The following is a 13,111-nucleotide window of genomic DNA, read 5'->3' as shown; positions in this document are numbered from 1 at the left end:
CGTCGGACCCGGCGCCACGCGCGCCGACCGGTGCATGCTGCCACACCACTCCCACCCCCGGTGCCGGTACGCCGAACACCCCGAGCCGGGCAAGGCCCGCGCTCGGGGTGCTCCCCTCTCGGTCAGCGCTTGACCTCCACCGTCTTCACCTCGGAGGACATCAGCTTGATCTGCCCGCCACCCGGAGCGTCGCCGGTGAACTCGATGTAGTCGCCGATGGCCCCGGTGACCTGCTTGCCGTTCGCCAAGGTGATCTGCAGCTCGGTGCCGGTGGTCGGATGCGTCGTCTCGATCTTGGCGATCCGCTGCAGCGACACCTGCTGGCCGGTGTCGAGGCGGATCTCCTCGCCGCCCAGCACCCGGAAGCTCGGGCCGGTCACCGTCTTCGACGTGCCGTCCTCGGCGGCGATCGTGACCTTCGCGGCCGTCCACGGGCCCAGCTTCGGGTCCGGTGTCGTGACGAACGGGTGGTCACGCTGGAACTCGACCTTCGTGATGTTCACCCAGGGCAGCTCGTACTTGCCGGCGTCGGAGTCGCCGGAGACGGTGACGTAGCTGCCCGTCGGCCCGGTGACCTTGGTGCCGTCGGCGAGGGTGATGACGAGCGAGGTACCGGTCGACGTCTTCGTCGCGTCGACCGTCGCGATGGTGCGCAGCGGCACCGACTGGCCCGAATCGAGGTCGATCTTCTCGCCGCCCAGCACCCGCGTCGACGAGTTGCGCAGGACGACGGTACGGCCCTTGTCGTCGGTGACGGTGACCGACGAGTCGCCGCGCGTGGTGCTGGCGCCGGTGCCGGAGGAGGGTGCGGTGCTGCCGGCCTGCTGCGGAGCCGGCGCGGCCGGGAGGGCGCCGCTCTGGCCGGAGAGCGCCGTGGACACGGCGGTCAGGATGCGGAACAGCACCGCAGGGTCCACGGGACCCTTCGAGTCCAGCTTGAGCTGGAACTGCCGGCCGTCGACGGTGAACCGCACCTCCTGCGGGCCGACGATCGTGACGGTCCCGGCACCCGGCACCGCCGTCGTCTCGGCGTCCTTCTCCGGGCGCTGGTCCGCCACCTGGGTGAGCGTGACGCTCGTCCCGGACTGCGAGTCCGTCCAGGTGCAGGTGGTGCCGCCCGCAGCCGGGGCGACCGAGTGGACGCCGGCCTGCTCCAGCGCCTTGCTGACGGGCTCGGTCACGATCGCGCAGAGGCTGCGCCCCTGACCTGCGTTCTGGGCGGCGGACGCGCCGCCGATCTGCTGCGTGCAGCCGGTGAGGGCGAACAGGAATGTCGCGCCGGCGGCGACGCTCCAGGTGATTCGGCGAGACATGGGCTCGGCCCTTCTGTGATGGGAAGCATGGTGGAAGCGCCGGGATGGCCGGCGCCGACGCTGTCACGTGCGGAAATGGCGGTCATGCGTAGTTGGCTACGCGTTCTCGGTCTGGCAGGAGCAAGAACATCAGCGCTGACGTCGAACGTCAGCCCTGCCGCGTAACAGGTGTCCGTCGGGCAAGGTGAGCGTGTGCGCGCACGGCGGATCGGCTCCTGCCCGAACGGAGCAGCAGCCGGTCACTCGCCGTCATGGTTCCCGCATCTCGCCGTCGCGGTCTCCGCGGTTCGCGGGCGCCGGCGGGCGGGTCACTGCTCGGGCGGTTGCTCTCCGGGGAACCTCAGGGCGAGCGCCAGCTCCAACCTGCGGACCGGATCGTCCATCGCCTCGCCGAGGAGGTCGCGCAGGCCGGCGAGGCGGTAGCGCACGGTCTGCGGGTGGACGTGCAGGAGGCCGGCGGTGGCGGTGACGTCGCCGTGCGCGTCGAGCCACGCCCGCAGCGTCTCCTCGGCGCGGGCCGAGCCGCCGGCGGGCAGGTCGCGGAGCTTGCCGAGGGCACGTTCGCGCAGGTCGTCGGCGATCTCCGGTTCGCCGTGGACGAGCAGCGCGAGCAGGTGTTCCTCGGCGTGCACGATGAGCGCGTCGGGTTCGACGAGGTCGGCGCGGTGCAGCGCCCACACCGCGCGGGCACGGGCGATGGAGCGGTGCGCCTCGGCCGGTTCGACAGCCGGTCCGAGCACGGCGGAGCGGCCGCGGAGCCCGACGGTGATGCGGTCCATCCCGGCCTCGTCGGGGGCGGCGACCACGACGATCCCGGACGGGCCGAGGTCGGCTCCGACGGCGCCGGGCAGCCGGCCGGCGACGGCCACGGCGTCCTCGACGACGAGTGCGACGATCTTCGCCGGCACGTGCCAGCCGGCGTCGGCGGCGGCCGCCTCGATCTCGGCGACGGACGCCTGCGCGGGTGGCCGCCGGGCGAGCACCTCGACGAGTGCGCGCCGGCGTGCCTGCACGGAGCCCACGCGTCCGGTCTCCTCGGCGGCCCACCCCTCGGCGGACGCCGCGGAGACCGCCTCGATGTAGGTGAACAGCGCCTCCGCGAGCCGGAAGATCACTTCAGGAGGCAGGGTGCGGGCGGTGTCGCTCGCGGCGAGCCGGCGCCACAGCGTGCGGCTGGAGACCTGGTAGGTGGCCTGCAGAGCGGCGAGCGTGCGGCCCTCGCCGTGCTCGAGCTGGCCGAGGGACCGGTAGATGCGCACGTCGGTGAGGGGTACGTCGCGGCCGAGGAGGTCGAGGAACTGGTTGAGCGCCACCGTGACGCCCTCGGTGATGCGCATGCCGAAGCGGCCCGTCATGGGCCGCGCGAAGTCGGGCACCTCGGCGCGCACGGCCGCGATGATCTCGTCGGACGCGCCGTCGAGCTCCGGGCGCAGCGCCCCGGCCACCCAGGAGGGGACCCGGGCCCACGGCCGGTCCAATCCGTCGGCAGCGGTCTTCGCCGTCACGTCACCTCCTCGCTGGCGCTCGTCGGCGTCATGACGGGCCGTGCTGTGCTGAATGGTGACCTCGCAAGCTCGGTCACGTCGCCAGTATCGTCGTGACGATCCCGGCGAGGTGTGCGAGACGGGCCACTTCGGACGGACGGAACGCCGGCCCGCCGACCCGGCCGGCGACGAGCGCCTGCGGTGCGCCGCCCATGGGAGCGGCGGCGAGCTCGGTGTCCAGGTCCGTCCACGGCTCGGGCACCCAGTGCTTCGCCGGGTCGATGACGGTGGCGCGCTCCAGCGGCAGCCAGGGGAGGTCGCCGGCCCGCGTCTCCGGCGCGGCGTTGCTCTCCGCGAGCCGGTAGGAGCGCGTGCCCTCGCGGACGGCGACGAGCGCCCAGCCGGCGCGGAAGATGCGCGGCACGCCGTCGGCGAGCAGCTTCAACCCGTTGCCGGGGTCGGCCGCGACGGCCTCGATGAGCTCGAGCTCGCGGTGGGTCTCGAGGTGCCCCGAGTGCGGCCGCACCGACTCCACCTGCACGCCGGGCACCGACTCCGCGGCCGTGATGAGCACGTCGGGTGGTCGCTCGGGGGGCAGTTCGACCGCGAGGTCGTCGACGGCGTGACCGCCGGACCGCTCCACCACGTCCACGCCGAGGATGTCGGCTCCGGCAACGCCGAGGGCGGTGGCCACCGCACCCAGGCTGCCGGGCTGGTCCGGGAGTACCACCCGGAGCAGGAACGACACGCCGCCCGTCCTTCCACCGCTGCTCGTCGGAGAGGCTGCTCGTAGCGGCCGCGCCGCTGCAGCCGGCGTCCACGGGCACGCCGACCCGTGATTCTGTCAGGCCGCGGCCGAACCGGCATGCTGCGCCGCAGAATCTCTCGACCGGCCGGTGTCACGCTCTCTACGCTGCGCAGTCGTGCGGGTCGATCCCCTCCCCGGCCGGGAGGACGTGATGGACCGGCTCTCCGGCGCTCTGACCGGCGCGGATGCCGGCCCTGCGGTCGTGGTGTCAGGCGCACCGGGGATCGGCAAGTCGGCGGTGCTCGCGGCGCTCGCCGCGGACGCGGCGACGCGGGGCTTCCGGGTGGTGGCCGGGGCGGCGACCCAGTACGACGGGGCCCCGCTCGGCCCGCTGGTCACTGTCACCGCCGGTCTCACGGACGCGTTGAGCGCCGCCGAACGGGCCGAGCTCGGGTCGGACGCGCTCGGCGTGGACCTCGGGTCGCTGGGTGACGAGCGCTACCGCACGGCCCGCGCCGTCGCCCGGATCGCAGCCCGGATCGCGGCGCGCGAGCCGTTGCTCGTCGTCGTCGACGACGTGCACTGGGCCGACCCGGCCACGGCGGAGGTGCTCGCGCACCTCCTGCGCCACCGGGTACCGGGCATGGTGCTGGCCGTCGGCCACCGCACCGGTCGGCTCGCACCGCTGCTGCGGCGGGCGCTCGTGCCCATCGACGGCGACGTCCACGTCCGGCTCGGACCGCTACCGGCGGACGTGGCGGCCGCCCTGCTCGTCGGCGTGCCCGCCAACCGCCGGGCCGAGCTCGTCGCGTCCAGTGGAGGGAACCCGTTCTACCTGCGTGAACTGGCTCGACACCGCGGGGGATCGGTGCCCACGTCGGTGCTCGCCGCGCTCCGGGCGGAGTTCGCCGCGCTGTCCGAGCCGGTCCGGCTGGCCGCCCAGGGGGCCGCGGTGACGGGGGAACCGTTCGATCCGGTGCTCGCCGCCGCGGCCGCCGGGCTGGACGTCGACGAGGCGCTCGACGCGGTCGACGAACTGGTCGGCGTCGATCTCGTCACGGTGACCCCCGACCCGCGCCGGTTCCGGTTCCGACACCCGCTCGTCCGTGAAGCGGTCCACGAACTCGCCGGGACGCGCTGGCGACGCGCGGCGCACGCGCGGCTCGCAGCCACGCTCGCGGCGCAGGGCGCGGCGCCCGCTGAGCGGGCCCCGCACGTGCTGGCTGCGGCCCGACCGGGTGACCGGGACGCGATCGCGCTGCTCACGGCCGCTGCCGCCGAGGTGACCGGCCGCTCACCCGCGACCGCGGCACGCTGGTTGCGCGGGGCCGTGGACCTCGTCGGGTCCGACGCGGCCGAAAGAGCCGGACTCCTGCGCAAGCTCGCGAAGGTGCTCGGCACGGCCGGCCGGTTGCCCGCTGCCCGGGAGGCGCTGACCGAGCTGACGGCGCTGGTGCCACCCGGCAGCGAGCGCGCCGACGTCGTCGTCCTCGCCGCGAACCTCGACCTCCAGCTGGGCCACCACGACGCGGCCAGGGCGCTGCTCGACGACGCGCTCGCCGGCCAGGCCGACCCGCGGTCACCAGCGGCGGCCCGGCTGCAGGTCGCCCTCGCGGCCGTGGGCATGCACGCGGGCGACTACCGCGCGATGCGAGCCGCGGCTGCGGAGGCCATGGCGAGCGCCCGCACCGGCGGGGATCCGGGCCTCCGTGCGCTGGCCGCGGCCACCCTGGCCGTCGCCGAGTACCACGTCGGTGACGTCCCGGCGGCCCGTGCGTGCGCCGCGGAGGCCGGGCTGCTCGCCGCCGGGTTCGACGAGGCGCAGGTGGCCCGCCGCATCGGGGTGATCGCCTGGCTCGGCTGGGCGCAGTGGTTCACCGAGGACTACGCGGCGGCCGAGGCCACGTTCACGCTGGGCTGCGAGGTCACCCGGCGCCGCGGGCTCGGCTTCGTCCTGGCCGAGCTGCAGGCAGGGCTCGCGTGCACGCTGCTGTCCCGCGGGCGGATCGCCGACGCGGCGCGGGAGGCCGAGGACGCCGGAGACGCCGCGGAGCTGACCGGCGCGCGCCTGGCACTCGGCATGGCGACCATGACCCGCGCCGAAGCCGCGCTCCTGCGCGGTGACACAGACGTCGCGCTCGCGCTCAGCAGCAGGACCTCTGCCGAGCTCGCGCCGTCCGACGTGGCCGGCCGGGTGGTCTGCGGGCCGGTGCTCGCCGAGGCGCACCTCGCAGCGGGCGGAGCGCGCGCGGCCGCGGCGACGCTGCTCGACATCGGCGGTGGTGCCGACCTCGTGCACGTCGAGCCGACGTGGCAGCCACGCTGGTACGAGATCCTCACCCACGCCGCGCTGGCCCGCGCCGAGCACGCGGCCGCCGCCGACTGGGCCGACCGCGCCGCCCGGGCTGCCGCCGGCCTCGGCCTCGCCGGCCGGACCGCCGCCGCAGCCCGAGCCCGCGGTGCGGTGCTGCTGGCCGGCGCCGACCCGGTCCGGGCGGTCGAGGCGCTGGCCGAGGCGGTCGAGCTGTTCGGCGTCGCAGGGTGCCCGCTCGAGGTGGCGCGCAGCCGCGTACTCGCGGGGCAGGCGTTGGCGGCGTGCGGCCGCAGCGACGGCGCGGTCCGCGAGCTGCGGGCGGCCGAGTCGGCTGCGGCCGCGGCCGGGGCGGAGAGCGTGCGGAAACCCGCGGTTGAGGCATTGCGCGCGTTGGGCAGGCGCCCCCGTCGCGGCGCAGCGGGCCTGTCGGCCCGGGAGAAGGAGGTCGCCGCGCTGGCCGCGGCCGGGCTCTCCGACCGCGAGATCGCCGCCCGGCTGGTCGTCAGCCAACGGACGGTCGCCGGCCACCTCGCCCGCGCCCGCAGCAAGCTCGGCGCCCGCACCCGGACCGGCCTGGTCGAGGCCCTCACCACCGGGGAGTAGCCCGCGAGTCGTGGTTCTCGGTCCGGCGAGTCGTGGTTCTCGGTCCGGCGAGTTGCCCGGATCGGTCCGGCGAGTTGCCCCGGATGGGGCCCGGCGAGTTGCCCGAATAGGGCCCGCGAGTTGCCCGGATGGGGCCCGCGAGTTGCCCGGGTCAGGACCGCGAGTTGCCCGGATCAGGACGCCGAGTTGGCTGCCCTCGGAACCGATCGCCGTCGCGGATTCCTCATCTCGCCGTCCCGAAATCCGCGACTCGCCGTCCCGAAATCCGCGACTCGCCGTTCCGAAATCCGCGACTCGCGGGCCTGAGAGCCACGACTCGCCGGCGCGTGAGCCGCACTCGCCGCCCCGATCCGGGCAACTCGCGGTCCCGATCTGGGCAACTCGCGGGCCGGACCGGGCAACTCGCGGTCCCGATCTGGGCAACTCGCGGGCCGAGGCTGGGCGACTCGCGGTCCTGGTCCGGGTCACGTCCACGGGAGTGGTGGATGGAGACGGTCCACCTCGTGTCCTTCGTGGGTGCAGGTTAGGCGCTGATCGCGGTCGGTGTCACCACTTCTTCTGGCGGTGGTGGTGCGGGTTGGCGGGTTTGGCGGGCTTTGGCGAGGACTTCCACGCCCATGTAGCGGCGTTGCTCGGCCCATTCGTCGGTCTGCTCGGCCAGCACGGCCCCGACCAGGCGGATGACCGCGGCCCGGTCGGGGAAGATCCCGACCACGTCGGTGCGGCGGCGGATCTCCTTGTTCAACCGTTCCTGGGGGTTGTTCGACCAGATCTGGCGCCAGATCACCCGCGGGAACGGGGTGAACGCCAACAGGTCGGCCCGCGCGGAGTCCAGATGCTCGGCTGCGGCGGGGAACTTCGCCTCCAGGCCCTCGACGACCCGATCGAACTGGGCGTGGACCTCGTCGGCATCGGGTTGGTCGAAGATGGTGCGCAACAGCGTCAGCACCCACGGCTGCGCCGATTTCGGCACCTTGGTGGCCAAGTTACGGGCGTAGTGGGTGCGACACCGTTGCCAACTGGCCCCGCTCAAGGTGGCGCCGATGGCCTCGACCAGCCCGGCATGGGCATCTGAGACCACCAACGCCACCCCGGACAAGCCCCGGGCCACCAACGAACGCAGGAACGCCAACCAGCCGGCCCCGTCCTCGCCCGAGGCCACGTCCACACCAAGCACCTCGCGTTGCCCACCCTCGGTGATCCCCACCGCGACCAGCGCGTGCACCAACACCGTGCACCCGCCTTCGCGCACCTTCTGAGTCAGCGCGTCCAGCCACAAGAACGTGTAGGGGCCGGCGTCAAGTGGCCGGGACCGGAACGCCTCGACCTGGGCATCAAGGCTCTTGGCCATCTCCGACACCTGCGACTTCGACAACGCCTCGATCCCCAGCTGAGCGACCAACTTCTCCACCCGCCGGGTGGAAACCCCGAGCAGATACGACGTGGCCACCACCGACACCAACGCCTGCTCGGCGCGGCGACGCCGCTGCAACAACCAGTCGGGGAAGTAACTGCCCGAGCGCAACTTCGGGATCGACAACTCGATGCTGCCCGCCCGGGTGTCCCAGTCCCGGTGCCGATACCCGTTGCGCGAGTTCACCCGCGCAACGCTGCGTTCGCGATACCCCGCCCCGCACACCGCGTCAGCCTCCGCAGCCATCAACGCCTCAGCGAACTGCTTGACCATCGCCCGCAACAGATCCGGGCCCGCCCCGGCGAGCCGGTCATCAAGCCAGCCCGCGACATCGTCCACACTGTCCAACGCGGCCATCGCGTCTCCTCCCTCGAGAACCTGAGCACTCGAAGGATCACGCGATGGCCGTCTCACACCCCGACACCACGCCGCTGATCAGCGACGAAGTCGTACACCACCTCCGTGGACGTGACCCTGGTCTCCGGGCAACTCGCGGTCCTGACCCGGGCAACTCGCGGTCCCCATCCGGGCAACTCGCGCGTGGTAGGTCAGGGGCGGCGGAGGTGGGCGGCGACGGCGGTGCGGCTGCGGACGCCGAGCTTGCGGAACACCGCGGCGAGGTGGGTCTCCACGGTCTTCTCCGACAGGAACAGGGCGGCGGCGATCTCCCGGTTGGTGAGCTGCGCGCCGACGAGCTCGGCGACCTGACGTTCCCTGCGGCTCAACGGGTCTCCGCCGGTCTTCGCGGCGGTTCGCGGGCCGGTCGGGCGCGCACCGACGGAGCGCAGCAGGTGCGCGCAGGCGTCGGCCGCGCTGCCGGCTAGCAGCGGGCGGGCCGCTTCCCACGCCTCCTTGGCTGCTGCCGGATCACCGGCCGCGGCCAGTGCCCTGCCGAGGAGCAGGCCGGACAGTCCGGCGTCGGCCGGCAGGTGCGCGCAGGCGGCCAGCGCCGCGCGGGCATCGGCGACGGCGTCGGCGACCCGGCCGGTGCTCAGGTGCAGCTCGGCCCGGGCCCGCAGCACCTGCGCCTGACGCCCCGGCAGGTCGACGCCCCGCGCGGCCAGCTCCGCACGCGCGACCCATTCCGGGGCGCGGTCGGGGTCGGCCGCGGCGAGCAGCGCGTACGCGCGGGGCCGGTCGATGCGCGCGAGCCCGGGCAGCCCCGGCCCGTCGACGAGCAACGCCGCCGCCCGCTCGGGTCGGGCGGCGGCCAGTTCCAGCGCCACCCGCGGCGGGCACGGGCCGGCGTCCAGCTCGGCGATGCGGGCGTCGGTGGATGCCCGGTCACCCGTCGCGACGGCCACGCGCAGCGCCACCGCGGTGGTCCGCGCGACGTCGCGCGCCGGCGGCGGGTGCACGCCGGCCAGCGCGACCCGGGCGGCGTCCGCGGCGGCGCGGGCCTCGGCGAGCCGGCCGGAGCGCAGCAGACACGTCGCCAACGTGGCGTGCACGCGGGCAGCGGCCAGTGGCTGCCCGGTCCGCTCGGCAGCAGCCACGCCGCACCGCGCGTGCCGCGTCGCCTCGGCGAGCCGCTCGGCACCGAGCTCCAGCCTGCTGAGCCGTTCCAGCAGCTCGACGGTGTCATCGACGGGGCCGTCGACGACCGGTGTGCGGCCACACGCCAGCTCCGCCGCCGCGACCGCGACGCGGGCCTCCGCTGCGACCCGGGCATCACCACCGACCAGCGCCTCGACGGCGTGGTGCAGCGCCGCGGCGTGGTCAGCGGGGCCGGCCCACGCGTCGGACAGCCTGTCCGCCCGGACGAGGTGCAGGCCCGGCGAGCCGGTGCCGTGATCGGGTCCGCCCAGTAGCCGGTCGAGCTCGGCCAGCATCCGCACGGCGTCGGCGTCGGTCGATCCGGCCGACCGCAGCGCCTGCCGCGCCTCCCCGAGCCGGCCGGACCGGCCGATCGCGATCGCGTGCGCGACGACCGCGGCGGAACGCTGCGGCGTCTCGTCGGGCAGCAACCGCACCGCGGCTGCGTACCAGCGGGCTGCGGTCGTGACGACCGGCTCCGCGGCGCCCGCCTCCACCAGGACGGCGGCGGCGTCGACGTCGCCCGCTCGCGCGCTCAGCTCCAGGTGCGGCGCCACCCGGGCGGCCGACGCGCCTCGTGCCTGCAGCGCGCCGGCGACCCGCTCGTGCGCGGCCAGCCGCCACGCCGGACCGGTCCCGGCGTAGACGGCCTCCCCGACGACGGGACGCCGGAACCGCAGCCCGGCCGCGTCGGCGACCAGCAGCCCGTGCCCAGCCGGGTCGAGGCCGCCTTCCGCCACCGCGTCGAGGAGATCGGGATCGACGGGTTCGCCGATGACGGCCGCCGTGCGGACCCACCTCCGTGCCGTCGGCGGCAACGACTCGACCTCGGCCCGGATCTCCTCCACGACGGCGGCGGGCACGCCGTCGTCGGCTGCGGCGGCGAGGTGCGTCAGCAGGAACGGGTTCCCGCCCGCCCGCCGGTGGACGGCGGCCGCCCGTTCCGGCGGCAGCCCGGCGAGCAGGGGCGCGGCCTCGGCAACGCTGAGCGGCGGGAGCGTCCAGCGCTCGTCCACACCGTCCGCCCAGGCCACGCGCGCCGACGGGGACCGGCGGCTGAGCACGACGAGCACCCCCGGCACGCGCGGTGCGGCCACGAGACCGGCGAGCAGGTGGTGGGTGGCGGCATCGGCCCACTGCAGGTCGTCGAGGAGCAGGACGAGCGGGCGCCGATCGGATCGGCCGGCCAGCAGCGCCGGCACCGTCGCGTCGCCCAGCGCGGCAGCGAGCTCCGCACCGGACGCGTCCGGCCCGGCGGCCGCCCCGCGCCGCACGGCTGCCCGCGCGCCGGCCTCGGCGGCGATCGCGTCGAGGAGGTGGGTGCGCCCGATGCCCGGCTCGCCGGTCAGCTCGACGACGAGGCCGGCGCCGGCGAACACGCGCGCCAACGCCGAGCGGGCCGCGGCGAGCGTCACCTGCCGAGTGTCGTCAGCGGCGCCGGTTTCGGTCAATTCCCCCGATACCGGCCGCCGGCCCGCCGCTCGACGCTGGTTGCCCCGTCCGACCAGCGAAGGAGTGCTCCATGACCGTGACGACCACCCGTCCCGCGTCCCGGCTCACCGGTCTCGAGATCGACCTCGACACCGACGCCGGCGCGCCCACGTTGCCCGGCGTGCGCCGCGCCGAGCAGGACCGGGTCACCGCCCGCCTCCGCGCACACCTGGAACGCGACCCCCGGGCGCGCGCCGCGTTCCTGCGCGACCCGGAGGCCGTGCTCCGCGCCGCCGTGCCCGATGCCGCGCCTGCCCTGCTGGCCGCCGTCGCCGCCAGCCGGCGGAGCGCGCCCGCCCTGCCGGCCGGCCTGGCGCTCGACCGCCTGCCGGTCACGGTCGGCCGACCGCGCCCGATCCGGCCGGTGGCGCAGCCGGCCGCGGCGCCGGCCACGCACCCGCTCGGCGGGTTCGACGCCTGCCTCGCCGTCGGCGGCGACCAGCTCGGCAGCATCCTCGCCGACCTGCTCGGCCCGTTCCTGTCCGAGGCGCTCGCCGACCTCGGGCCCACCGACGGCGTGGGCTCCCTCGGTCTCGTCGACGTCGTCGTTGCACCGACGGCGGCCATCGACGCGGTACAGGGCCGGGTCCGGCTGCAGGTGACGGCCGGCGTCGTGCTGATCGTGCTCGGCTCGGACGCGCCGGTGCCGGGGCTGACGGTCGAGATCACGCTCGACGTCGCGTTCGGCACGACGGGCACCGGCACCGACCGGGAGATGGTGATCGACCGGGCGAGCGTCGAGGTCACCCTGCTCGGCCTGCCCCTGCCGCTGGTCCCGCTGCTGCTCGATCCGGTGGTGGAGCTGATCGCCGACGCCGTGGGCGGGATCTTCCCCCGCCCGTTCCCGTTCGATCTGCCCGGCGGGAGCCCCGACACCTGCGACATCGGGATGCGTGATCTCGCCGTCGCCCTCCTCGCTGCGCAGGACGACACGCAGGCCTGCCTCGCCGTGCTCACCAGCCTGCTCGCCGACGCCGAGGGTGATGTCGCCGCGGTGCGCTCGCCGCTGCCGGCGGACCGCACCGCCGGCCTGTTCCTCGACAACGTGTTCCTGCTGCGCTCGATCGCCTGCGAGGTGCAGCACGCGGAGCAGCTGGCCGGGTTGCCCGCGCCGACGCACGAGGCACAGCGCACGGATCCCGTCCCGTTCGTCGAGTGGGCGGGGCTGTCGCTGGAGCAGGAGGCCGACGGGCGGACGATCGTGATCCACGAGCTGAAGGTGGCCATCGACGGCGCCGACCCGCTCGCCAAGTCGTTCGTCGTCACGGCCGAGCTGACGGTCGTGCATCCCCTGTTCAGGGCGGACGTGTCGCTGCGCGTGCCGTTCACGCTGCGCCCGCAGGACGGCGCGCTGCACGTCGACGTGGGGGAGGTGACGCATTCCGTGCACGTGCGGCTGAGGCTGCTCGGCATCCTGCTCGGCGGCGTGCTCGCGATCGTGGCCGGTGTGATCGCCTGGCTGATCGGTGGCGTGATCGCCGGCGGGGCTGTGGGTGTCGGCGTTCTCGCCGCGCTGATCGCTGCGCTCGTCATCGCGGTGCGCCGCAAGATCGGGGCCGCGATCACGGCGGCCACGTCCAAGCCGATCGAGCCGGTGCAGGTGATCCCGAGGCCGCTCGTGGAGCTGTTCGGTGCGCTCGCCGTGGACGCGGTGGTGCTCGACGACCTGGAGGTCTACGGCACGCTGGTGGCGACCCCGCGGCGGGTGCGTCTCGTCCAGCAGGTGCTCGACCACAGCAGCGAGCAGGCCGGGACGACCGCCGCCGGGACGGTCTTCCACCTCGCGACCACCGTCCGGTTCCGGGCCGTGCCGACGCGGCTGGAGGCACCGGTCACCTACGAGTGGCGGATCGGCGGGAAGCTGACCGGCCGGCCCGACCTGCCGGCGCCCGTCGTCGGGATCGCGGCGACGACGATCACCGGCCCGACGTGCGTCGTGCGCAGCGTGTCCGGCGCGGACGTCGACACGACGGTGCAGGTCACGGCCACCGACCGGCTCGGTGTCACCCGTACCGCTTCGGCACCGCTGCGGCTGTCCGGTGAGCTCGTCGTGCCTGCTGACGAGCTGCCCGGTGGCAAGCCCGATCCGCGGATGCCGATCGAGCCCTGAGCGGGGCTGGCGGCCCGGGCCGCCACGGAACCCTGTGGTGCCCGGGCCTAGACTGGCTGTGACGACGGCGGATCCGGCGCTGCAGCCTCCGCCGCAAC

7 protein-coding genes are annotated in these 13,111 nt (G+C 75.0%); 2 read left to right on the top strand and 5 right to left on the bottom strand.

Annotation, left to right across the window (positions count from 1 at the left end; all coding sequences use genetic code 11):
- Window positions 1-122: 122 nt before the first annotated feature.
- The 3 genes from ACQEVB_RS00770 to ACQEVB_RS00760 all read right to left on the bottom strand — a co-directional run bounded on the left by ACQEVB_RS00770 (window position 123) and on the right by ACQEVB_RS00760 (window position 3,545).
- A complete protein-coding gene (locus ACQEVB_RS00770; protein ID WP_432963342.1) occupies window positions 123-1,313 on the bottom strand; it encodes a hypothetical protein in 1,191 nt (396 codons plus the stop codon).
- Between the two features lie 308 nt (window positions 1,314-1,621).
- Complete coding sequence (locus ACQEVB_RS00765) at window positions 1,622-2,818, bottom strand: PucR family transcriptional regulator (protein ID WP_432963339.1); 1,197 nt, start codon at window positions 2,816-2,818, stop codon at window positions 1,622-1,624.
- Between the two features lie 73 nt (window positions 2,819-2,891).
- Window positions 2,892-3,545 carry an amino acid-binding protein gene (locus ACQEVB_RS00760; RefSeq protein ID WP_432963336.1) on the bottom strand — a complete coding sequence of 218 codons (654 nt, stop codon included), beginning with the start codon at window positions 3,543-3,545 and terminating at the stop codon, window positions 2,892-2,894.
- 175 nt (window positions 3,546-3,720) lie between these two features.
- On the opposite strand from ACQEVB_RS00760, the gene ACQEVB_RS00755 reads away from it, so the two are divergent.
- Window positions 3,721-6,462 (top strand): AAA family ATPase, encoded by a 2,742-nt coding sequence (locus ACQEVB_RS00755; protein ID WP_432963333.1) that lies wholly within the window; start codon window positions 3,721-3,723, stop codon window positions 6,460-6,462.
- A gap of 523 nt (window positions 6,463-6,985) precedes the next feature.
- Here the strand turns inward: ACQEVB_RS00755 and ACQEVB_RS00750 are convergent.
- Together ACQEVB_RS00750 and ACQEVB_RS00745 are read right to left on the bottom strand one after the other, a co-directional pair.
- Window positions 6,986-8,233 carry an IS256 family transposase gene (locus ACQEVB_RS00750; RefSeq protein ID WP_432963330.1) on the bottom strand — a complete coding sequence of 416 codons (1,248 nt, stop codon included), beginning with the start codon at window positions 8,231-8,233 and terminating at the stop codon, window positions 6,986-6,988.
- Between the two features lie 191 nt (window positions 8,234-8,424).
- A complete protein-coding gene (locus ACQEVB_RS00745) occupies window positions 8,425-10,827 on the bottom strand; it encodes a LuxR C-terminal-related transcriptional regulator (RefSeq protein ID WP_432963327.1) in 2,403 nt (800 codons plus the stop codon).
- 107 nt (window positions 10,828-10,934) lie between these two features.
- Here ACQEVB_RS00745 and ACQEVB_RS00740 point away from each other — a divergent pair, with 107 nt between their 5' ends.
- On the top strand, window positions 10,935-13,013 hold the full coding sequence (locus ACQEVB_RS00740; protein ID WP_432963324.1) for a hypothetical protein: 2,079 nt from the start codon (window positions 10,935-10,937) through the stop codon (window positions 13,011-13,013).
- The last annotated feature ends 98 nt before the right edge of the window (window positions 13,014-13,111 follow it).

The organism is Pseudonocardia sp. CA-107938 (assembly GCF_050936315.1).
Taxonomy (GTDB): Bacteria; Actinomycetota; Actinomycetes; order Mycobacteriales; family Pseudonocardiaceae; genus Pseudonocardia.
Note: the sequence above shows the minus strand (reverse complement) of the source record. Positions and strands in the feature narration are given on the sequence as shown.